General features: G+C 72.9%; 19 protein-coding genes. 15 read left to right on the forward strand and 4 right to left on the reverse strand.

Features of this window, described 5'->3' with window-relative positions; all coding sequences use genetic code 11:
- Nucleotides 1-69: 69 nt before the first annotated feature.
- The 12 genes from OG310_RS27720 to OG310_RS27775 all read left to right on the forward strand — a co-directional run bounded on the left by OG310_RS27720 (nucleotide 70) and on the right by OG310_RS27775 (nucleotide 12,956).
- Nucleotides 70-1,842 carry a nickel-dependent hydrogenase large subunit gene (locus OG310_RS27720; protein ID WP_329458578.1) on the forward strand — a complete coding sequence of 591 codons (1,773 nt, stop codon included), beginning with the start codon at nucleotides 70-72 and terminating at the stop codon, nucleotides 1,840-1,842.
- Between the two features lie 5 nt (nucleotides 1,843-1,847).
- Nucleotides 1,848-2,840, forward strand: coding sequence for a NifU family protein (locus tag OG310_RS27725; protein WP_329458579.1), 993 nt, complete (start codon nucleotides 1,848-1,850; stop codon nucleotides 2,838-2,840).
- A complete protein-coding gene (locus OG310_RS27730) occupies nucleotides 2,837-3,490 on the forward strand; it encodes a DUF5947 family protein (protein WP_329458580.1) in 654 nt (217 codons plus the stop codon). The genes OG310_RS27725 and OG310_RS27730 overlap by 4 nt, the downstream gene beginning before the upstream one ends.
- On the forward strand, nucleotides 3,487-4,155 hold the full coding sequence (locus OG310_RS27735) for a DUF6084 family protein (protein ID WP_329458581.1): 669 nt from the start codon (nucleotides 3,487-3,489) through the stop codon (nucleotides 4,153-4,155). The genes OG310_RS27730 and OG310_RS27735 overlap by 4 nt, the downstream gene beginning before the upstream one ends.
- Nucleotides 4,152-5,660 (forward strand): hypothetical protein, encoded by a 1,509-nt coding sequence (locus OG310_RS27740; protein ID WP_329458582.1) that lies wholly within the window; start codon nucleotides 4,152-4,154, stop codon nucleotides 5,658-5,660. The genes OG310_RS27735 and OG310_RS27740 overlap by 4 nt, the downstream gene beginning before the upstream one ends.
- Nucleotides 5,657-5,776: a DUF6893 family small protein gene (locus tag OG310_RS38595; RefSeq protein ID WP_443078744.1), complete on the forward strand. Its 120-nt coding sequence runs from the start codon at nucleotides 5,657-5,659 to the stop codon at nucleotides 5,774-5,776. The genes OG310_RS27740 and OG310_RS38595 overlap by 4 nt, the downstream gene beginning before the upstream one ends.
- Nucleotides 5,777-5,805: 29 nt before the next feature.
- The gene (locus OG310_RS27745) at nucleotides 5,806-6,429 is read left to right on the forward strand and encodes a hydrogenase maturation protease (RefSeq protein WP_329458583.1); all 624 of its coding nucleotides are present in this window, start codon (nucleotides 5,806-5,808) and stop codon (nucleotides 6,427-6,429) included.
- 3 nt (nucleotides 6,430-6,432) lie between these two features.
- Nucleotides 6,433-9,483 (forward strand): carbamoyltransferase HypF, encoded by a 3,051-nt coding sequence (gene hypF / locus OG310_RS27755; RefSeq protein ID WP_443078745.1) that lies wholly within the window; start codon nucleotides 6,433-6,435, stop codon nucleotides 9,481-9,483.
- 84 nt (nucleotides 9,484-9,567) lie between these two features.
- The gene (locus OG310_RS27760; protein WP_329458584.1) at nucleotides 9,568-9,969 is read left to right on the forward strand and encodes a HypC/HybG/HupF family hydrogenase formation chaperone; all 402 of its coding nucleotides are present in this window, start codon (nucleotides 9,568-9,570) and stop codon (nucleotides 9,967-9,969) included.
- Nucleotides 9,966-11,069, forward strand: coding sequence for a hydrogenase formation protein HypD (hypD, locus tag OG310_RS27765; protein WP_329458585.1), 1,104 nt, complete (start codon nucleotides 9,966-9,968; stop codon nucleotides 11,067-11,069). The genes OG310_RS27760 and hypD overlap by 4 nt, the downstream gene beginning before the upstream one ends.
- A gap of 173 nt (nucleotides 11,070-11,242) precedes the next feature.
- Nucleotides 11,243-12,235 (forward strand): hydrogenase expression/formation protein HypE, encoded by a 993-nt coding sequence (gene hypE / locus OG310_RS27770; RefSeq protein WP_329460422.1) that lies wholly within the window; start codon nucleotides 11,243-11,245, stop codon nucleotides 12,233-12,235.
- A gap of 1 nt (nucleotide 12,236) precedes the next feature.
- A complete protein-coding gene (locus tag OG310_RS27775; RefSeq protein ID WP_329458586.1) occupies nucleotides 12,237-12,956 on the forward strand; it encodes a DUF6390 family protein in 720 nt (239 codons plus the stop codon).
- A gap of 178 nt (nucleotides 12,957-13,134) precedes the next feature.
- Here OG310_RS27775 and OG310_RS27780 read toward each other — a convergent pair whose 3' ends face one another.
- The 3 genes from OG310_RS27780 to OG310_RS27790 form a co-directional block, all read right to left on the reverse strand.
- Nucleotides 13,135-13,599 (reverse strand): MaoC family dehydratase, encoded by a 465-nt coding sequence (locus tag OG310_RS27780; protein ID WP_329458587.1) that lies wholly within the window; start codon nucleotides 13,597-13,599, stop codon nucleotides 13,135-13,137.
- An 897-nt stretch (nucleotides 13,600-14,496) separates the two neighbouring features.
- On the reverse strand, nucleotides 14,497-15,108 hold the full coding sequence (locus tag OG310_RS27785) for a hypothetical protein (RefSeq protein WP_329458588.1): 612 nt from the start codon (nucleotides 15,106-15,108) through the stop codon (nucleotides 14,497-14,499).
- 372 nt (nucleotides 15,109-15,480) lie between these two features.
- Complete coding sequence (locus OG310_RS27790) at nucleotides 15,481-16,746, reverse strand: exo-beta-N-acetylmuramidase NamZ family protein (protein ID WP_329458589.1); 1,266 nt, start codon at nucleotides 16,744-16,746, stop codon at nucleotides 15,481-15,483.
- 227 nt (nucleotides 16,747-16,973) lie between these two features.
- Here OG310_RS27790 and OG310_RS27795 point away from each other — a divergent pair, with 227 nt between their 5' ends.
- From OG310_RS27795 to OG310_RS27805, 3 genes are read left to right on the forward strand one after another with little or no spacing between them, the layout of a single operon-like run.
- A complete protein-coding gene (locus tag OG310_RS27795; RefSeq protein WP_329458590.1) occupies nucleotides 16,974-17,747 on the forward strand; it encodes an SDR family NAD(P)-dependent oxidoreductase in 774 nt (257 codons plus the stop codon).
- Nucleotides 17,744-19,405: a class I adenylate-forming enzyme family protein gene (locus OG310_RS27800; protein ID WP_329458591.1), complete on the forward strand. Its 1,662-nt coding sequence runs from the start codon at nucleotides 17,744-17,746 to the stop codon at nucleotides 19,403-19,405. Before OG310_RS27795 ends, OG310_RS27800 begins: the two co-directional genes overlap by 4 nt.
- Nucleotides 19,406-19,433: 28 nt before the next feature.
- Entirely contained in the window at nucleotides 19,434-20,030 is a 597-nt protein-coding gene (locus OG310_RS27805; RefSeq protein ID WP_329458592.1) for a TetR/AcrR family transcriptional regulator, read from the forward strand.
- A 150-nt stretch (nucleotides 20,031-20,180) separates the two neighbouring features.
- On the opposite strand, the gene OG310_RS27810 is transcribed toward OG310_RS27805, so the two are convergent.
- Nucleotides 20,181-21,395, reverse strand: a complete 1,215-nt coding sequence (locus OG310_RS27810; protein ID WP_329458593.1) for an acyl-CoA dehydrogenase family protein — start codon at nucleotides 21,393-21,395, stop codon at nucleotides 20,181-20,183.
- Nucleotides 21,396-21,397: the final 2 nt, after the last annotated feature.

Raw genomic sequence — 21,397 nt, forward strand, 5'->3', positions numbered from 1 at the left:
CCCCGTAACTCGTCGGCCGGCGCTGTCCAGCCGGTGACTCCCCGACACACTGACAGATGAGGCGGCGCAATGACGGCGACGAGCCAGGGCAAGAGCGAATTGGTGGAGATGGCGTGGGACCCCATCACCCGCATCGTGGGCAGCCTGGGGATCTACACGAAGATCGACTTCAAGCAGAAGACCGTCGCCGAGTGCCACAGCACCAGCTCGATCTTCCGCGGCTACTCGGTCTTCATGAAGGGCAAGGACCCGCGCGACGCCCACTTCATCACCAGCCGGATCTGCGGCATCTGCGGCGACAACCACGCCACGTGTTCCTGCTACGCGCAGAACATGGCGTACGGGGTGAAGCCGCCGCACCTCGGCGAGTGGATCGTCAACCTCGGCGAGGCCGCGGAGTACATGTTCGACCACAACATCTTCCAGGAGAACCTGGTCGGGGTCGACTACTGCGAGAAGATGGTCGCCGAGACCAACCCCGGCGTGCTGGAGCGGGCGAACCGCACCCAGTCACCGGGCGCCGAGGCGCACGGCTACAAGACCATCGGCGACATCATGCGCTCGCTGAACCCGTTCACCGGCGAGTTCTACCGCGAGGCGCTCCAGGTCAGCCGTATGACGCGGGAGATGTTCTGCCTGATGGAGGGCAGGCACGTGCACCCGTCCACGCTCTACCCGGGCGGCGTCGGCACGGTCGCCACGGTCCAGCTGATGACGGACTACATCACCCGCCTGCAGCGCTACGTCGAGTTCATGAAGAAGGTCGTGCCGATGCACGACGACCTCTTCGACTTCTTCTACGAGGCGCTGCCCGGCTACGAGCAGGTCGGCAACCGCCGCATCCTGCTGGGCTGCTGGGGCTCCTTCCAGGACCCGGAGTACTGCAACTTCGAGTACAAGGACATGACCGAGTGGGGACGCAAGATGTACGTCACCCCCGGTGTGGTCGTGGACGGGAAGCTCGTCACCACCGACCTGGTGAAGATCAACCTCGGCATCCGGATCCTGCTCGGCTCGTCGTACTACGGCGACTGGGAGGACCAGGAGATGTTCGTCAGCCACGACCCCCTCGGCAACCCGGTCGACCGCAGGCACCCGTGGAACCAGCACACCAACCCGCAGCCGCAGAAGCGGGACCTGGACGACAAGTACAGCTGGGTCATGTCGCCGCGCTGGTTCGACGGCAAGGACTACCTGGCGCTCGACACCGGCGGCGGCCCGCTGGCGCGCCTGTGGACCACCGCGCTCGCCGGCCTCGTCGACATCGGCTACGTCCAGGCCACCGGCCACAGCGTGAAGATCAACCTCCCCAAGACGGCGCTCAAGGGCCCGGTCGAGCTGGAGTGGAACGTCCCGAAGTGGAGCAACACCATCGAGCGCAACCGCGCCCGCACCTACTTCCAGGCGTACGCGGCGGCCTGCGCCCTGCACTTCGCGGAGAAGGCGCTCGTCGAGATCCGGGCCGGGCGCACCAAGACGTGGGAGAAGTTCGAGGTCCCGGAGGAGGGCATCGGCTGCGGCTTCACCGAGGCGGTGCGCGGTGTGCTCTCCCACCACATGGTGATCAGGGACGGGAAGATCGCCAACTACCACCCGTACCCGCCCACGCCGTGGAACGCGAGCCCCCGCGACACCTTCGGCACCCCGGGGCCCTACGAGGACGCGGTGCAGGGCCAGCCGATCTTCGAGGAGAACGACCGGGAGAACTTCAAGGGCATCGACATCATGCGCACCGTGCGCAGCTTCGACCCCTGCCTGCCGTGCGGTGTGCACATGTACCTCGGCGAGGGCAAGAAGCTCGAACTGCTGCACTCCCCGACCCAGTCGGCAGGCAGTGAGTGAGTGACGTGAGCGCACCCACCGAACCACCCATCGAACCACCCATCGAACCACCCGCCGGCGACCGCGAGTCCGAGGGACGGGAGGACTGGCGGGAGACGGGCGAACGCATCGAGACGCTGATCGCGGCGAGCGCCGCGAACGGCGTGGTCGCCCGCGAACGCAGCGAGGAACTCGTACGCCTCGTCACCGACTTCTACGGTGCGGGACTCGAACGGCTCCTCGACCTGGTCCACGACCACGGCCGGCTGGACGACGCCGTCCTCGCCGCTCTGGCCGGTGACGAACTCGTCGCGGGCCTGCTGCTGGTGCACGGCCTGCACCCGTACGGCGTCGAGACGCGCGTCGAGCAGGCCCTGGACGCCGTACGGCCCTACCTGGGCACGCACGGCGGTGACGTCGAACTCCTCGGCGTCAGCGACGAGGGCACCGTCCGCCTGAGGCTGCTGGGCAGCTGCGACGGCTGCCCCTCCTCGTCGGCGACGCTCGAACTCGCCGTGCGCGGCGCGGTCGAGGCGGCCGCGCCGGAGATCACCGCCATCGAGGTCGAGGCCCCGGCCGGGACGCCCGACACCGCGGCGGGCGGGACCGTCGTCCCCGTCGACGCGCTGTTCACCCGTGTGCGCGAGGCGAGCGCCGCGCCGGAGGGTGGCGGCTCGTGGGAGGCCGTCGCGGAACTGGCCGCGCTGGAGTCCGGCGCGGTCCGCCATCTCACCGTCGGCCGTGTCCCGGTGCTCGCCTGCCGCATCGGGCAGGACCTGTACGCGTTCCTGGACACCTGCGGCCGGTGCGCCGGCTCGCTCAAGGGAGCCTCGCTGGCCCGGCGGCTCGGCGGCGCGCTGGGCGAGGGTGTGCTGCGCTGCCCCGCCTGCGGTGCCCACTACGACGTACGGCGGGCCGGTGCGTGCCTCGACGAGGACGGCGTCCACCTGGACCCGCTGCCGGTGCTCACCGACGGCGCGACCGTGTCCCTCGCGGTGCCCGCCGCGGTGGCGACGTGAGCGCGCCGGCCGGCCGGGTCTCCCCGGCCGCGGCACTGCTGCGTCTGAGCCGCGACCGGCGCCCGGTGATGGAGGGGGAGCGCTGCGAGATGTGCGCCGCCCCGATCGGTGACGAGCACGCCCATGTGGTGAACCTGGAGAGCCGCGGGCTGATGTGCAGCTGCCGCGCCTGCTACCTGCTGTTCACCGACGAGAGCGCGAACCTGCGCTACCGCGCCGTCCCGGAGCGCTACCTGCGCTTCGACGGCGTGAGCCTCGACGCCCGTACCTGGGACGAACTCCAGATCCCGGTCGGCCTCGCCTTCCTGTTCCGCAACTCGGCGCTCGGCCGTACGGTCGCCTTCTACCCGGGCCCGGCGGGCGCCACCGAGTCGGAACTCCCGCTCGACGCCTGGGACTCCGTGATCGAGAGCCACCCCGAGTTCGCCGTCCTACTCCCCGACGTGGAGGCCCTGCTGGTGCGCCGCACCGAGTCCGGTGCGTCCAGCTGCCACCTGGTGCCCGTCGACGCCTGCTACGAACTCGTCGGCCGGCTGCGGACGGTGTGGCGCGGCTTCGACGGGGGGCGCGAGGCGCACGCCGCGATGGACGCGTTCTTCGCCCACGTCAGCGAGCGGAGCAGGCCCTACACCGAAGGACGCGCCTCGTGAGCGGACCGGAGCCCGCCGGGCTGGACTTCTCCGTGCTCGACGTGGTCGCGGAGCCGTACAGCGCCGCGCCCCAACTGACCGCGCGACTGCGGATCGAGGACAGCGGCGGCGAGCGCGTCCACGCGATCGTGCTGCGCTGCCAGGTCCGTATCGAACCGCAGCGCCGCTCGTACGACGCCGCCGAACGGGACGCTCTGCTGGGCCTGTTCGGGGAGCACGACCGCTGGGCCGACACACTGCGGCCGTTGTTGTGGATGCAGTGCAACACCACCGTGCAGGGGTTCACCGGCGCAACCGAAGTCGACCTCGCCCTGCCCTGTACGTACGACTTCGACGTGGTCGGCTCCCGCTACCTGCACGCGCTCGGCAGCGGTTCCGTGCCGCTGAACCTGCTGTTCTCCGGCACGGTGTTCACCAAGGACGGCGGCCCGTCGGGCACGGGCTTCGGTGTGCGGCACGTGCCGTGGGACTGCGAGGCCCGGTACGCGATGCCCGTCGCGGTGTGGCGGCAGCTGATCTCGGCGCACTTCCCCCACACGGGCTGGATCAGGCTCGACTCCGACATGCTCGCCCGGTTCGCGGACTTCCGCGCCCGGCGCGGCCTCATCAGCTGGGACGAGACGGTGAGCACGGTGCTCGAAGAGATCGGCGAGGTGGTCCGGTGAGCACGGCGGGCCTCGACCCCGTACGCGCGGTCGCCGACGCGGTCCTCTACGAGGGCTACCTGCTCTACCCCTACCGGGCGAGCTCCCACAAGAACCGCTCCCGCTGGCAGTTCGGGGTCCTCGGCCCGCCGAACGCCGGACCCGCCAGCTTCGGCGAGGAACCCGGCATGACGACGCAGGTCCTGCTCGCCCCGACCGGTGCCCCGGGCGACGCGGGCCTCACCGTCCACCTGCGTTTCCTCCAACTGCAGGTGCGCGAGGTGCAGCGGCTGGAGCGCGACGGCGGGCACACCCCGGTCGACTCCCTCACCGTGAACGGTACCTCCGTGCTGACCTGGGACGAGGCCGTCGAACACGAACTTGCCCTGCCCGTAATGCGGTTGACGGACACCGTCGACGAAGTGCGGGAGGTGGCAGGCGGCGAGGACACGGAGCGGCTGACGGACGCCGACGGCACACCGGTGGGCCGCGTCGTGCGGCGCAGGTCCCCGCTCACCGTCCGGATCCGCGCGCACGGCGAGCCCTGCGCCGGCGCGGGCGCACAGGACGGCGGGTACACCCGGTTCACCGTGTCCGTGACGAACGAACACGCCGGCCACGCCGGCGACAAGGAGGCGGCGATCCGCTCCTCCCTCATCGGCACGCACCTGCTGCTGCGGGCGCGGAACGCGGACTTCGTCTCGCTCCTCGACCCGCCGCCCGAGGCCGCCGCGGCGGCTGCCGGCTGCCGGCAGCACCGCTGCTGGCCCGTCCTCGCGGGCCCGCCAGGCAGCGCCGACACCGTGCTCGGCGCGCCGATCATCCTCTACGACCACCCGGAGATCGCGCAGGCGAGCCCCGGCGACCTCTTCGACTCCACCGAGATCGACGAGATCCTCACCCTGCGGGTGATGACCATGACCGAGGACGAGAAGGCCGAGGCCCGTGCCACGGACCCGCGCGCGCGGGAGGTCATCGACCGCTGCGACGCCATGACTCCCGCCGAACTCCAGCGCCTGCACGGCCTGCTGCGTGATCCGCACGCCCCGGGCCCGGACCCGGCCGCACCGCCGGCGGGCGAGGGGGCGGGGGACGTACGCGACCTGCCCGAGGCCGACTTCACCACCGGTGACGCGCCCTGGTGGGACCCGGCGGCCGACGCCGCCGTGCGCCCCGGCAGCGACGCCGTCGTCATCGACGGCGTCAGCGTGGCCAAGGGCAGCCTCGTCCGGGTCCACCCGGCCCGTCGCGCGGACGCGCAGGACCTGTTCTTCGCGGGCCAGGTCGCGCGGGTGACCGCCGTGCTCAGTGACGTGGACGGCGGCGTGCACGTGGCGCTGGTCCTCGTCGACGATCCGGCCGCCGACCTGCATGACTGGTACGGCCGGTACTTCTACTTCGCGCCCGACGAGCTGGAACCCCTGCCCGCCGGGACCGAGACCGACGCCGGGAGCGGGACCCGCACCGGGACCCGTACCGGGACCGGGACACCAACCCCGCAACACCGTGAGGAGAGCCGATCGTGAAGACCCTGGGCATGATCACCGCAGGTGTGGCCGCAGCCGTGGCGGCGGTCGCCGTCGTCGCCGGCGTGCAGTCGATCCCCGACATCCGCAGGTACCTCAGGATGCGCTCGATGTGAGCGCGAGCGGCAGCGAACAGGAGCGTGGGATGCCCGCGGACGGGCCGTCGGCGCGGGTCCCCGGGGCTCCGGGCGGCCGCATGCTCGTCGCGGGCATCGGCAACATCTTCCTGGGTGACGACGGCTTCGGGCCCGAGGTGGTGCGGCGCCTCGGCGACCGCGCGGACCTGGCGCCCGGGGTCCGCGTCGTCGACTACGGCATCCGCGGCATGCACCTCGCCTACGACCTGCTCGACGGTTACGACGCGCTGGTACTCGTCGACGCGTGCCCCGGCGAGGGGCCGCCGGGGAGCGTCACCGTGCTCGAAGTCGGCGCCGACGACCTGGGTGAGGGTGAATTCGACGCGCATGGGATGAATCCGGTAGCAGTTCTGGCAAACCTGGGCCAACTGGGCGGTACGCTGCCCCTCACCTTCGTCGTCGGCTGCCTACCCGCGGACCTCGGCGAGGGCATCGGGCTCAGCGGTGCGGTCGCCGCCGCCGTCCCGGAGGCGATGGACGCGGTGCTCGCGCTGGTGCGGCGCTCGCGGCCCACGGAAACCACCGGCCCTGCGGGCGCGCCCGTCACCGCGACCACCACAGCGTCCGCGTCCGCGTCCGCACCCGTACCCGCCGCCGTCGAGGCCGCGGCCACCGAGCCCCGGAGGACCTGAATCGTGTGTCTTGGCATCCCCGGCCGAGTCGTGGAGATCGTGGACGGGTACGCCGGGCAGCTGGCCCTGGTCGACGTCGAGGGCGCCCGCCGGCGCGTCAACATCGGCATGCTCGACGCGCCCCCCGCGTGCGGTGACTGGGTGCTGCTGCACATGGGCTTCGCGCTGGAGGTCATCGACGGGACGAAGGCAGCCGAGGCGCTGTCCGGCCTGGAGATGATGGGCCGGGGCCGGACGGCTGAGACCGAGCCCGGGACCGGCGCCGGTCCCGAGGACGGCCCCGAGGACGGCCCCGGACCCGCGACCGGCCCTGGAGCGAGGTCAGGGGCGGAGCCGGGCGGCCGCCCCGCTCCCGGCTCCGGCCCCACGCCCGGCCGCGAGGACCCGCACCGGGGCGCGCCTCGTGCCCCGGTCCGCTCGTCCGTCGCCCTGGCGGACGGCGGCGGGGCGGGGGCCGCCCCGGCGCCTGCGGCGGATGCCGCGACCGTGCCGGAGGCCGCTCACGCGCCCGGTGCGGTGGCCCTCGTCGCGGCCCGGCCCGTACCGGATGTGGCGTCGGCGCCCGTAGCCGACGCTGCGTCCGTCTGCGTAACGGAGACGGTAACGGAGGCGGCGTGCCCTCCCGTTCCCCGGACCGCGCCCGCGCCCGCTCCCGCTCCCGTGACGGTGGAGGCCGGGTCGCCTGCCGCCGCCGGGGCCGGGGCGCTGCGCTCGGGGTGCGGTGCGGAGCCCGGTCCGTGCGACGCGCCGCCCGGGGTGCGTGTCCGGCGCCGGTTCGAGGTGCGCGGGGTCGTACAGGGGGTGGGGTTCCGCCCCTTCGTCTATGTCACCGCCGACGCGCTGGCCCTCAGCGGGTCGGTGGCGAACACCGGCAGCGGTGTGGTGGCGGACGTCGAGGGCGAGGCGGCCGCCGTGGCGGAGTTCGGGCAGCGCCTGCGTACCGGCGCGCCGCCCCTCGCGCTGGTCGAGAGCGTCACGGAGTCCGCTCGGCCACCGCGCGGGACAAGCGGGTTCACCATCGAGGAGTCGGGCCCCGCGGGCCGCGCCCGGACGCTCGTCTCGCCCGACATCGCGACCTGCGCCGACTGCCTCGCCGAGCTGGCGGACCCGGGCGATCGCCGCTACCGGCACCCGTTCGTCACCTGCACCCACTGCGGCCCCCGATACACCATCGTCACCGGCACGCCCTACGACCGCGCCACCACCACCATGGCGGGCTTCGCGATGTGCGCCGAGTGCCGGACCGAGTACGAGGACCCGCGGGACCGGCGCTTCCACGCCCAGCCCATCGCGTGCCACGCCTGCGGGCCCCGGCTCGAACTGGTACGCGCCGACGGCGCGTTCGCCGTACGCGACGACGACGCGCTGCGCACCGCCCGGCGGTTGCTCGCGCAGGGCGCGATCGTGGCGGTCAAGGGTCTCGGCGGGTACCATCTCGCGTGCGACGCGCGCGACGCCGGCGCGGTCGCCGAACTGCGGCGCCGCAAGCGGCGCGGTGGCAAACCGTTCGCGGTGATGGTCAAGAACCTTGACGTCGCCCGGGAGTTCGCCCTCGTGAGTGAGGACGAGACGCAGCTGCTCGCGGGTCCCCGCCGACCGATCGTGCTGCTGCCCCGGCGCGCGGGCGGGCTGCCGGACGCCGTCGCCCCGGGCGCCCCCGACCTCGGACTGATGCTCCCGTACACCCCGCTCCACGTCCTGCTGTTCGGGCTCGACGGCGACCCCGGGGGACCCGACGCGCTCGTCATGACCTCGGGCAACCTGTCCGGTGAGCCGATCGTCACCGACGACGTACGGGCCCTGAGTGTGCTGGCGCCGCTGGCCGACGCCTGGCTGCGGCACGACCGGCCGATCCGGGTGCCGTGCGACGACTCCGTCAGCCGGTTCGTCGCCGGTGCGGAACTGCCGCTGCGCAGGGCACGCGGATACGCGCCGCTGCCGCTCGCGCTGCCGTTCGACGTGCCGCCGCTGCTGGCCGCCGGGGCCGACCTCAAGAACACCTGCGCGCTGGGGGAGGGCGGGTACGCCTGGGTCAGCCAGCACATCGGCGACATGGACGACCTCGCCACGCTGGACGCGCTCACGGCCACCGAGGCGCACCTCGAACTCCTCACCGGCACGGCCCCCCGCGCCCTGGTCGCCGACCTGCACCCGGACTACCGCTCCGGCGGCTGGGCGCGTGAGCACGCCCGCGGCAGGCCGCTGCGCACGGCGCAGCACCACCACGCGCACATCGCCTCCGTCATGGGCGAGCACGGGCTCGGCCCGGACGACGAGGTCATCGGCTTCGCCTTCGACGGCACGGGGTACGGCACCGACGGCGCGGTGTGGGGCGGTGAGGTGCTGCTCGGCGGCTACCGCTCCGTGCGGCGGGCGGCGCACCTCGCGTACGTGCCGCTCGCGGGCGGGGACGCCAGTGTGCGGCGCCCGTACCGGATGGCGCTCGCGCATCTGCACGCCGCGGGTCTCGGCTGGGACGCGGCGCTGCCGCCCGTGGCGGCCTGCCCTCCCCGTGAACAGGAGCTGCTGCGGCGCCAGTTGGAGACCGGGTTCGGGTGCGTGCCGACATCCAGCATGGGTCGCCTGTTCGACGCGGTCGCCGCGCTGGCCGGTGTCCGGCAGGAGATCGCCTACGAGGCGGAGGCGGCCGTCGCGCTGGAGGGGCTCGCCCGGGCGGGCGGGACGGATGCCCCCGGCGCCTATGCCTTCACGGTCCGGCCCGCCCCGGACGGGGGCCCGGATCTCGCCGACGCGGCGCCCGTGATCCGCGCGGTGGCCTCGGACGTACGGGCCGGGGTGCGGCCGGAGGCGGTCGCGGCCCGGTTCCACGCGGCCGTCGCCCACCTCGTCGTGGATCTGGCGGTGGCCCTGCGGGAGCGCACCGGTGTCGGGACGGTGGCGCTCGGCGGCGGTGTGTTCGCCAATGCCGTGCTCCTCCAGGCCGCACAACACGACCTGACGGCGCGGGGTTTCACCGTGCTGAGGCCCCGGCTGCTGCCCCCGGGCGACGGTGGGCTCGCTCTCGGCCAGCTCCTGATCGCGGCGTCGGCCTGACGCCGCCCGGCCGTGTCTTCGCGCGCTGCGGCGTGCCGTCATCCATCCGGTTGTCCCACGAGAGACAGAAAAGGAATAAGGACCATGTGTCTGGCAGTTCCGGGGCGTGTGCTCAGCACCGCCGAATCCGAAGGCGCCTTGATGGCCGAGGTGGATTTCGGGGGAGTGCGCAAGGAAGTGTGCCTCCAGTACATCCCTGATGTGACGGTGGGCGAGTACGTCATCGTCCACGTCGGGTTCGCGATCCAACGGCTCGACGAGCGCTCGGCGCTGGAGACGCTCGCGAACTTCGACCGGCTCGGGATCCTGGAGGAGGAGTTCGGCGACGGCTTCGAACTCGCCGCGCGGCAGGCGGGCGGCGACCCGGCCACCGCCGGGGACCGGGCGACCGCGGGGAACCCGGCGCCGGCTGGAGCGCCCGCCCACGGCGGGGGCGCAGGACCGACCGCACACCCGTCCACGACCCCCGAAGAGGCCGCCCGATGAAGTACCTCGAAGAGTTCAGCGACCCCGCCCTGGCGCGCAAACTGCTCGACCAGATCCATGCCGCGACCACCCGGCCCTGGGCGATGATGGAGGTCTGCGGCGGTCAGACCCACTCGATCATCCGGCACGGCATCGACCAACTCCTGCCCGAGGGCGTGGAGATGATCCACGGGCCCGGCTGCCCGGTCTGTGTGACGCCGCTGGAGGCCATCGACCGGGCGCTCGCGATCGCCGCGCGCCCCGGGGTGATCTTCTGCTCCTTCGGCGACATGCTGCGGGTGCCCGGCAGCAGCCAGGACCTGTTCTCCGTCAAGAGCGCGGGCGGCGACGTCCGCGTGGTGTACTCCCCGCTCGACGCGCTGAAGATCGCCAGGGAGAACCCGGACCGCGAAGTCGTCTTCTTCGGCATCGGGTTCGAGACGACGGCGCCCGCCAACGCCATGGCCGTGCACCAGGCGGCCCGGCTCGGTGTACGCAACTTCTCCCTGTTGGTCTCGCACGTCCTCGTGCCGCCCGCCATCGCCGCCATCATGGAGTCCTCCACCTGCCGGGTGCAGGCGTTCCTCGCTGCGGGGCACGTGTGCAGTGTGATGGGCACGGCGGAGTACCCGCCCCTCGCCGAGAAGTACCGGGTGCCGATCGTGGTCACCGGCTTCGAACCCCTCGACATCCTCGAAGGCGTCCGGCGGACGGTCCTCCAGCTCGAAGAGGGCCGGCACGAGGTGGAGAACGCCTACCCGCGCGCCGTACGCGAGGAGGGCAACCTCCCCGCCATGGAGATGCTGCGGGACGTCTTCGAGGTGACCGACCGGACCTGGCGGGGCATCGGGGAGATCCCCCGCAGCGGCTGGCGGCTCGCCGGGAAGTACACGGATTTCGACGCCGAACTGCGCTTCGACGTGACGGGCATCCACACCGCCGAGTCCGAGCTCTGCCGCTCGGGAGAGGTGCTCCAGGGGCTGATCAAGCCCCACGAGTGCCCCGCGTTCGGCAAGGAGTGCACGCCGCGCAACCCGCTCGGCGCGACGATGGTCTCGTCCGAGGGCGCGTGCGCCGCGTACCACTCGTACCGCCGACTGGAACTGGTGGACGCCAAGTGACCGGGACGACCAGCACCTCCACCGGTGCGACCTCCACCGGCACCACCCCCGCCACCGCCACCGGTGCGCGTGGTGTGCCAGCCGCCCCCGCCCCCGGTCCCGTCGCGGTCCCCGACCTCGACTTCGAGGGCTGGACCTGCCCCGCGCCGCTGCGCGACACCCCGGCGGTCGTCATGGGACACGGCGGCGGCGGAGCCATGTCCGGCGAACTCGTCGACCACCTCTTCCTGCCCGCCTACGGCGCGGCGGCGGCGGCGGAGCTGGGCGACTCGGCGGTCCTGACCGTGGGCGACGGCACCCGGCTCGCCTTCTCCACCGACTCCTACGTGGTCAGGCCGATGTTCTTCCCCGGCGGCTCGATCGGCGACCTCGCCGTGAACGGGACCGTCAACGACCTGGCCATGTCGGGCGCTTCACCCCTGTTCCTGTCGACGGCGTACATCCTCCAGGAGGGCACCGCGCTCGCCGACCTCGACCGCATCGCGCGGGCGGTGGGCGCGGCGGCGCGGGCCGCCGGGGTGCGGCTCGTGACCGGGGATACCAAGGTCGTCGAGCGCGCGAGCGGCGACGGGGTGTACATCAACACCTCCGGCATCGGTGTGATCCCGGACGGGGTCGACATCGGCCCCCGGCGCGCACGTCCCGGCGACGCCGTCCTCGTCAGCGGCGACATCGGGGCGCACGGCGTGGCGGTGCTCAGCCGCCGCGAGGGCCTGGAGTTCGCCTCCACCGTGGAGAGCGACACGGCGGCCCTGCACGGCCTGGTCGCCGACATGATCGCGACCGGCGCCGACCTCCATGTGCTGCGGGACCCGACCCGCGGTGGTGTCTCCGCCTCGCTCAACGAGATCGCCCGGGCCTCGGGCGTCGGGGTCGAGCTGGTGGAGCGGGACCTGCCGGTCCCCGAGACGGTCCGCGACGCGTGCAGCCTGCTCGGTCTCGACCCGCTGCAGGTCGCCAACGAGGGCAAGCTGCTGGCGATCGTCCCCGCTCAGGCGGCGGACCGGGTGCTGGAGGCGATGCGGGCGCACCCGCTCGGCCGTTCGGCGTGCCGGATCGGCACCTGCCTGGCGGACCACCCCGGCATGGTCGTGGCCAGGACCGGCCTCGGGGGCACCCGGGTGGTCCCGCAGCCCATCGGCGAGCAGCTGCCGAGGATCTGCTGAGGTGAGCGCCGAGGGAGCGGTGCTGTTCGCGCGCTACGCCTACCCGCCCAACGAGCTGGGCTACTGCGGTCCCGCCGACGCGTCCGCCCTCCTGCGGACCGAGGCCACCGACGGTATCGAGAGCCGCGCCCGGGAGTTCGAGGGCGCCTGGTGCTATCTGGAGTTCCTCGCGGAGAGCGCGGGTGTCGCCGACCCGCTGGACCCGTACGTCGTCGAGGCGTACTGGATCGGCAACGAACTGCTGGAGCGGGCCGACCCCGGGGCCCTGCTGGAGCGGATGCGGGACCGCTTCCGCGGCCAGCTCGGCGGCACCTGGCGCGAGGCGGGGGCCGGCGCGCGCGCCCACCACAGCTTCCAGGTGTTCGACGTGTATCCGTGGGCCGGCCTGCTGGCCACGGCCGGCAGGGCGACCGCGCTGAACGTGCTCGACCAGTGCCGCATCCGTACGGGTGTGGTGGTGGACGTCGACGGTGAGAGCGCCGTCGTCACGTCGCGGCCCCTGTTGTGGGACGCGGCGCGCGGGGTGCTGGCGCCGGGTGCGCCCCGGCGCCAGGCGGCCCGCTGGTCGACCGGCGGCAGGTCGCTCGTCGGCCGCGTGGCGCCGGGCGACCTGGTGGCGCTGCACTGGGACTGGATCTGCGACGTCATCACCGAGGGGCAGCGCGAATGGATCGAGCGCCTTGAGGAGCGCCGCCGCCCGCTCGCGGCGCCGGCGGCGTAGCGGCCCCTTGCTCCGGGGCGCGTCGCGGGCGTCATGGTGCGCGGGGCAGGGCCCGGTACGGGCCTCACGCGCGCGGATGCGGTACGGGCCGGCGGTGCCGGTCCGTACCCGCCTCCGCGTCCGTATCCACGTCGCGCCCGCGGGCCGGCGCCGGCCGGTGACGCCCCCCGCGCGGGCCTCAGAAGTAGTAGCGGGAGACCGACTCGGCCACGCAGACCGGCTTGTCGCCGCCCTCGCGTTCGACGGTGACGCGCGCCGTCACCTGCACCGCGCCGCCGCCGACCTCCTTGACGTCCGTCAGCGCGCCCGTGGCCCGCAGCCGGGAGCCGACGGGGACCGGGGACGGGAAGCGGACCTTCTCGGTGCCGTAGTTGATCCCCATCTTCACGTTCCGCACGCTCAGCACCTGCGGCAGGAGCATCGGCAGCAGGGACAGGGTCAGGTAGCCGTGCGCGATCGTGGTCCCGAACGGGCCGGCCGCCGCCTTCTCGGGGTCCACGTGGATCCACTGGTGGTCGCCGGTGGCGTCGGCGAACAGGTCGATCCGCTTCTGGTCGATCTCCACCCACTCGCTGTACCCGAGCTGCTCGCCGATCCCGGCGTGCAGTTCCTCGGCGGAGGTGAAGGTCTTCGGCTCGGTCATTCCCCGGCTCCCTGTCGTCGTACCGATCGGTATGTGCGGGGCGAGTCGACGCCCCGACCGGCGCTGTCCAAGCGCTTGCTCAGGATGGTCGGGGCGCCGCTCTCCTGTCAACGAGGCCGCCGTGCCCGGGCACCCGCACCCGTAGGCTCCCGGGGGTCCTCCGCGTTCCCCAGGTCCACGTCCCCGCCGTCGGCCGGCTCTCGGCCCGCGGCGGGGCCGCCGTGTCGGCCCTGCGCCTGAACGAGGAACGCGTGCTGATCAGCAGCCGCAGGGCCTGTGGCAACCAGCGCCGCGACCCGCCTGACGCGCCGCGCCGCGTGGCCTTCGTGCGCGCGGCGCGCCCGCATCCCGCTCACGGCGGTCGGGGACGCGCTCGCCTAACCGCCCCAGGCCGCACACCCACCACCCAGGACCGGGCGCGGCTCTCGCGGGCCTGGCGCTGCGGACCCGACGAGCGGACCCGGCGGCTCGGCAGGCTGAAGGACCACCCGGCCGACTGCATCTGCCTCCCGCCGGCCACGTGCGTGCTGTCGCATCCGGACGATGTGATCGGCGGGCGCATCACCGGGTCGCGGCTGCTGCCGGGGCGATGACGCGGACCCGGGTGAGAGGGACGTGCGGACGCGTCGCGTGGGTCGGGCGGAGCCTGCCGTGGCGGGTGTACGGGGACGGCGGGGCATGCGTGACGGGCGTACAGGGAGCAGGTGTGGGCGGCCGGTCGTAAGGGGGCGGCGGGGCGTGCGGTGACGACGGCGCCTGCCGTGACGGGCGTGCGGGGAACAGGTGCGGGTGGGCGGCCGTGCGGGGACGGACGTACCGGACACAGCGGTGGGGAGAAGCGGGCCGTGCTGCGCGCGCGTGACCCGCCGTGCCGTGCGCCGGCGGGATCACCGGCGCTCAGGCGGCGGTGAGTGCCTTGCCCCGGCCGTGCTTCGCGTGGGCGAGCGCCTCGGAGGTGAGGACCGGCTGGGGGACGACGATGCCGCAGCCCGTGCACACCGGGCCCGACCACGGCTCGTGCGTGAGGTCGGGGCGCCAGACGATCTCACGGGTCGCGCCGCACACCGGGCAGGTCTCGCCGGGTCCTGACTCCAGGCCGGCGATCAGCCTGCGCAGCACTTCGGCGAGCGAGTCGGAGGGGTGGATGCGGGGGTTGTCGCAGCGGGCCACGCCGTTGCCGCCCCAGGTGAGCCGGTGCCAGTCGTCGAAGCTCCCGGGCTGGCGGAGCCCGTCGTGCTTCTCGCGCTTGCGGCGTTCGGCGAAGTCCACCTCGTACTGCAGCCAGACCGCCCTGGCCTCTTCCAGTTCGTCGAGCGCCCCGACCAGACGGCCCGGCTCGGGCGACCTGTCCTCGGGTTCTATGCCGTGCCTCGCGCACAGGTGGTCCCACGTCGCCCGGTGCCCGTAGGGGGCGAACCTCTCCAGGCACTTGCGCAGTGAATACCGCCGCAAGGCCAGATCGCAGCGCGGGTCGCGGACTTGTCTCGCGAGACTTCTGAACCCGGCCATCACATGCCACCTCCGTCAGTGGATCTCCGGAACTCCGGCGTTGTGGAATGGACGTACGCCTGCCCCATTCGGCTCCATCAAAAAGAGGATTGCCGTGACGAATACGGGAGCGCCGACTTTTTTACCCGACGATGACCCCCGTGATCTGCGGCTTTACATCCGCATGACGACTGGCGTGCGAAAACTCCCCCCTTCGTTCACGCCATCCGTGCCCGCGCCCCGCGCCGGGCGCCGGGGAGTGCGATCCGGCGCCCGGCGCGTGCCGTGCGTGAGGGCGGCGTCGGGTAGGCGGCCCCGCGAACGGACAGTCCCGTCAGCCGCCCGGCCACGGGCACGTCATCGGGCGCGGTCCGTACCCGCGCTGCGGGCGGTTCAGCGGTAGAGGAGGTAGTGGCGGCGCACGGCACGGAACGCGGCGAGTTCCTTCTGCCAGGCGGCGACCACCTGGTCCGTGCTCGCGCCCGCGTCGATCATCGTGCCGACCTGGTCCGAGCCGGTGAGGGTCGCGATGTCGTTGTCCGCGCGCCAGGCGAAGGCACCGTAGAGGCGCTTCGCGGTGATCAGCAGGGCGATGCCGGTACGGACCGCGTCGAACGCGTCCCGGTCGTGGACGTGAAGTTGCAGGCCGCCGACGGTCTTGCCGGTGAACTTGGAGAAGGTCGGCGCGAAGTACGCCTCGCGGAAGTGCACGCCGGGCAGGTTCTGCGCGGTCGCGGCCCTCGCCCACGCCGCGTCCAGACCCTCGGCCCCCAGCAGCTCGAAGGGGCGGGCCGTGCCGCGGCCCTCCGAGAGGTTGGTCGCCTCGAACATGCAGGTGCCCGGGTAGACCAACGCCGTGTCCGGGGTGGGCATGTTGGGGCTCGGCAGCACCCAGGGCAGCCCGGTTCCGTCGAAGTACATCGACCGCTGCCAGCCGGTCATCGTGACGGTCGTCAGGTCGGCCTTCTTCGTGAGGAACTCGCCGTTGTAGAGAGCGGCGAGCTCCGCGACCGTCATGCCGTGCTGCTGCGAGATCGGTTTGCGGCCTACGAAGGACGCGAACTCCTCGTGCAGCACGGGTCCGGTGGCCTCCCGCCCGGTGACCGGGTTGGGCCGGTCCAGCACCACGAAGCGCTTGCCGGCCCGCGCCGCCGCCTCCATGCAGTCGTACAGCGTCCAGATGTACGTGTAGAAGCGGGCGCCCGCGTCCTGGATGTCGAAGACGACCGTGTCGACACCGGACTTCGTGAAGACATCCACCAGCGGCTGCCCGCTGACCTGGTAAGTGTCGTACACCGGCAGGCCGGTCGCCGGATCGGCCGAGGTGCCCTCGCCGCCGCCCGCCTGCGCGGTGCCGCGGAAGCCGTGCTCGGGGCCGAAGACCGCGACGAGGTCCACCCGGTCGTCCGCGTGCATCACGTCCACGATGTGGCGCACGTCGGACGTGATGCCCGTGGGGTTGGTGACGATCCCCACCTTCTGCCCGGCCAGCAGCCGGTACCCGTCCGCGCTCAGCCGGTCGAAGCCGGTGTGGACGCGGGAGCCGCCCGTGGCACCGTGCCGGGGCGCGACGGCCGTCGCGGGCCCGGCCGCCGCCACCGCCCCGGCGGCTCCCAGGGCGCCGCCCGCCGCGAGCAGACCTCGTCGGGACAGGTTCATGCCGCCGCCTCCGTGCCGCTGGAAACGATCAGTGCCGTAGGGTCCGGACCGGGGAAAACGATCATTGCTGTCATGCCCACGCACCGTAGTCCCCCGTGGTCCGGTACGGAATGAGGCCGTCGCGTCCGATCGGGCACCAAGCCTTCCCCGATGACATACCGACTGGTTAGTCTGCCAGTCGGACGTGTCAGCAACACGGCCGACGAGCAGCCGAAGGGCAGGTGCCGATGGAAGGCTTCGAGGGCGCGAGGGTCGTCGTGAGCGGAGCGGGGGGCGGCATCGGAGCCGCGCTCGCCCGCAGGTTCGCCGCCGGGGGCGCCAGGGTCGCCGTCAACGACCTCGACGCCGCGAAAGCCGCCGCCGTCGCGGCCGGGATCGGCGGCGTCGCGGTCCCCGGGGACGCGGCCACGACCATCGGCCAGGCCCGCGAAGCACTCGGCGGCCGGGTCGACGTCTACTGCGCCAACGCCGGTGTGGGCACCGGCGGCGACCCCATGACGGACGACGACGTGTGGCAGAGCGCCTGGGACGTCAACGTCATGGCACACGTACGGGCCTGCCGGGCGCTGCTGCCCGCGTGGCTGGAGCGCGGTGAGGGACGGTTCGTCTCCACGGTCTCGGCAGCCGGGCTGCTGACGATGCTCGGCGCCGCGCCCTACAGCGTCACCAAGCACGGCGCGCTCGCCTTCGCCGAATGGCTCTCGCTCACCTACCGCCACCGCGGCCTGCGCGTGCACGCCATCTGCCCGCAGGGCGTCCGCACGGACATGCTCGCGGCGTCCGGCGAGGCGGGGCGCCTGATGCTGGCCCCGGACGCGATCGAGCCGGACGCGGTGGCCGACGCGCTCTTCACGGCCATGGCCGAGGACCGCTTCCTCGTCCTGCCGCACCCCGAGGCCGGCCGGTTCGCGCAGGCGCGCGCCGCCGACCCGGACCGCTGGCTCGCGACGATGAACCACTACCAGCAGAAGCTGGAGACACGGGAAGGGGTCACCGAGTGACCGCGTCGATCTACGCCGCCAAGCCCTGGCTGGGGATACTCAACGAGGCGCAGCGGGCACCGATCACCCCGGCCGACTCGGTCGTGCACGCCTTCCGCGAGTCGGCCGCCGGGGCCCCGGACCGGGCCGCCGTCGTCTACTTCGACGGCCGGCTCGGCTACCGGGAGGCCGACGAGCTCAGTGACTCCGTCGCGGGCCACCTCGCCGCGCGGGGCCTGGCCCGCGGCGAGCGGGTCGCGATCATGCTGCAGAACAGCCCCCAGTTCGTCCTCGCGCTGCTCGGCGCGTGGAAGGCCGGGGCGATCGTCGTCCCGCTCAACCCCATGTACAAGTCCGCCGAGGTCGGTCACGTCCTCGGCGACGCGGACGTCTCCGCGCTGATCTGCTCGGACCGCGCCTGGGAGGCCTACCTGCGCGACACGGCCGCCGGATCGCCGGTGCGCATCGCGCTGACCACCAGCGAGCTCGACCTCCAGACGCGTGACGACCGCCGGGTCCTCGGCTTCGAACGGTTCCCGGTGGCACAGGACGCCGACGACCTGCTCGCCGTGGCGCGCAGCGGCCTGCCCGCCCCGGGCGGACGGGACCCCGGCCCCGGCGACACCGCGCTCATCAGCTACACCTCGGGCACCAGCGGCCGCCCGAAGGGCGCGATGAACTCCCATCGCAACATCATGTTCAACGCCGAGCGGCAGGCCACAGGACAGGGCCTCGCGGAAGGCTCCTGCTACTTCGCGCTGGCCCCGCTGTTCCACATCACCGGCATGGTCTGCGAGCTCGCGGCCTGCTTCGCCAACGCCGGCACCCTCGCCCTCGCCTACCGCTTCGAGGCGGGCGTGGTGCTGGACGCCTTCGTCGAGCACCGGCCCGCCTACACCGTGGGCCCCTCCACCGCGTTCATGGCGCTCGCCGCGCACCCGGACGTCACCCCCGCCCACTTCGCGTCCTTCGAGCAGATCAGCTCGGGCGGCGCGCCGCTGCCGCCGGCGCTCGTGGAGAAGTTCCGCGCCGCGCTCGGCCCCTACGTCCACAACGGCTACGGCCTCACCGAGTGCACCGCGCCGTGCGCGTCCGTCCCGCCGGGCGTCGAGGCGCCCGTCGACCCCGAGTCGGGCACACTCGCCGTGGGAGTGCCGGGGCCCGACACCGTGGTGCGCATCCTCGACGACACCGGCGCCGAGGTGCCGTTCGGCACGCAGGGCGAGATCGCCGTGAGCGGCCCGCAGGTCGTCTCCGGCTACTGGCACCTGCCGGAAGCCACGGCGGAGGCCTTCCCCGGCGGGGAACTGCTCACCGGCGACATCGGCTTCATGGACGCCGCCGGCTGGCTGTACGTGGTCGACCGCAAGAAGGACATGATCAACGCGTCCGGCTTCAAGGTGTGGCCGCGCGAGGTCGAGGACGTGCTGTACACCCACCCCGCGGTGCGCGAGGCCGCCGTGGTCGGCGTCCCCGACGACTACCGGGGCGAGACGGTCAAGGCGTACGTCAGCCTGCGGCCCGGCGCGGACGTGGATGGTGACGAGGTCGCCACGTACTGCAAGGAGCGGCTCGCCGCGTACAAGTACCCGCGGGTGGTCGAGATCCTGCCCGAGCTGCCCAAGACCAGCAGTGGGAAGATCCTCAGGCGGGAGCTGCGTTCACGTAGGGACGCCTAGCGACGCGAACGGGAAAGGGTGGTGGCTCATGGCCAGGACGACGGGGGGCGACGGCGCCACGCCGGTGCCCCAGCGGCTGCTGGCCGCCGCCACCCGGCTCTTCGCGGAGCAGGGCTACGACCGCACCTCCGTGCAGGAGATCGTGGAGGCCGCCGGCGTCACCAAGGGCGCGCTCTACCACTACTTCGGCTCGAAGGAAGACCTCCTGCAGGAGGTCTACGCGCGGGTGCTGCGGCTCCAGCAGGAGCGCCTCGACGCCTACGCGGACGCCGACGAGCCCGTCGAGAAGCGGCTGCGCGACGCGGCGGCCGACGTCGTCGTGACGACCATCGACAACCTCGACGACGCGTCGATCTTCTTCCGCTCGATGCACCACCTGAGTCCGGAGAAGAACAAGCAGGTGCGGATGGAGCGCCGCCGCTACCACGAGCGTTTCCGCGACCTCGTCGAGGAGGGGCAGCAAAGCGGTGTCTTCTCCACGGCGACCCCCCCGGACCTCGTGGTGGACTACCACTTCGGCTCGATCCACCACCTGTCCACGTGGTACCGCCCCGAGGGCCCGCTCACGCCACGCGAGGTCGCCGACCACCTCGCCGACCTGCTGCTGCGGGCCCTGCGGCCCTGACGGGCAGGGGACGGCCGCACCGGATTCCGGAGCGCGGCGTCCGCACCGACGGGCGCGGGGCTGCAGCCTCGCGTCACGCGCCACCGGTGCCGCGACAGGCGGCGGGCCGATGGCGTCACCCGCCGCCGCCCCGCCGCCGCCCCGGGACCGTCAGGCGTGCTTCCTCAGCTCCCGGCGCGCCAGCGAGCGCTGGTGCACCTCGTCCGGCCCGTCCGCGAGACGCAGGGTGCGGGCGTGCGCCCACAGCTCCGCGAGCGGGTGGTCCTGACTCACACCGCCCGCGCCGTGCAGCTGGATCGCCTTGTCGAGGATGTCGACCACCGCGCGCGGTGTCGCGATCTTGATGGCCTGGATCTCCGTGTGCGCGCCCCGGTTGCCCACGGTGTCCATCAGCCAGGCCGTCTTCAGCACCAGCAGCCGCAGCTGCTCCACGCTCACGCGGGCGTCCGCGATCCAGTTCTGGACGACTCCCTGGGCCGCGATCGGCTTGCCGAACGCGGTACGCGACGACGCCCGCACGCACATCAGCCCGATCGCGCGCTCCGCCATCCCGATCAGCCGCATGCAGTGGTGGATGCGGCCAGGACCGAGCCGAGCCTGGGCGATGGCGAAGCCGCCGCCCTCCTCGCCGACCAGGTTCGAGGCGGGCACCCGCACGTCGTCGAACACGACCTCCGCGTGGCCGCCGTGGTGGCCGTCGTCGTAACCGAAGACGCGCATCCCGCGGCGCACCTCGACGCCCGGTGTGTCCCGCGGCACCAGCACCATCGACTGCTGGCGGCGCACGTCGGCGCCGTCCGGGTCGGTCTTGCCCATCACGATGAAGATCCTGCAGTCCGGGTTCATCGCCCCGGAGATGTACCACTTGCGGCCGCTGACGACGTAGTCGTCGCCGTCGCGGGTGATCCGCGTCTCGATGTTCGTCGCGTCCGACGAGGCCACCTCGGGCTCCGTCATCGCGAACGCCGACCGGATCTCGCCCGCGAGCAGCGGCTCCAGCCACTGCTTGCGCTGCGCCTCGTCGGCGAATTCGGCGAGCAGCTCCATGTTGCCGGTGTCCGGCGCGGCGCAGTTCAGCGCGGCGGGCGCCAGCTGCGGGGAGCGGCCGGTGATCTCGGCCAGCGGCGCGTACTGGAGGTTCGTCAGCCCCGCGCCGTACCGCGTGTCCGGCAGGAACAGGTTCCACAGGCCCTGGCTCCGGGCCGCCCGCTTGAGGTCCTGGATGACGGGCGGGATCTGCCAGGGGTCGGCCGCCGTCTCGCTCTGCTCACGCAGAACGGGCTCCGCCGGGTACACGTACTCGTCCATGAAGGCGAGCAGTTTCGCCCGCAACTCCTGCGTGCGGGCGTCGAATGCGAAGTCCATGG

This window comes from Streptomyces sp. NBC_01497 (assembly GCF_036250695.1).
Lineage (GTDB): Bacteria > Actinomycetota > Actinomycetes > Streptomycetales > Streptomycetaceae > Streptomyces.

Coding starts and splice junctions, on each gene's coding strand:
- hypE (WP_329460422.1), top strand. CDS start 11,243: ATGGGACACGGCGGCGGCGGAGCCATGTCCGGCGAACTCGTCGACCAC.
- OG310_RS27790 (WP_329458589.1), bottom strand. CDS start 16,746: ATGAACCTGTCCCGACGAGGTCTGCTCGCGGCGGGCGGCGCCCTGGGA.
- OG310_RS27745 (WP_329458583.1), top strand. CDS start 5,806: ATGCCCGCGGACGGGCCGTCGGCGCGGGTCCCCGGGGCTCCGGGCGGC.
- OG310_RS27805 (WP_329458592.1), top strand. CDS start 19,434: ATGGCCAGGACGACGGGGGGCGACGGCGCCACGCCGGTGCCCCAGCGG.
- OG310_RS27795 (WP_329458590.1), top strand. CDS start 16,974: ATGGAAGGCTTCGAGGGCGCGAGGGTCGTCGTGAGCGGAGCGGGGGGC.
- OG310_RS27780 (WP_329458587.1), bottom strand. CDS start 13,599: ATGACCGAGCCGAAGACCTTCACCTCCGCCGAGGAACTGCACGCCGGG.
- hypD (WP_329458585.1), top strand. CDS start 9,966: ATGAAGTACCTCGAAGAGTTCAGCGACCCCGCCCTGGCGCGCAAACTG.
- OG310_RS27760 (WP_329458584.1), top strand. CDS start 9,568: ATGTGTCTGGCAGTTCCGGGGCGTGTGCTCAGCACCGCCGAATCCGAA.
- OG310_RS27720 (WP_329458578.1), top strand. CDS start 70: ATGACGGCGACGAGCCAGGGCAAGAGCGAATTGGTGGAGATGGCGTGG.
- OG310_RS27785 (WP_329458588.1), bottom strand. CDS start 15,108: ATGGCCGGGTTCAGAAGTCTCGCGAGACAAGTCCGCGACCCGCGCTGC.
- OG310_RS27810 (WP_329458593.1), bottom strand. CDS start 21,395: ATGGACTTCGCATTCGACGCCCGCACGCAGGAGTTGCGGGCGAAACTG.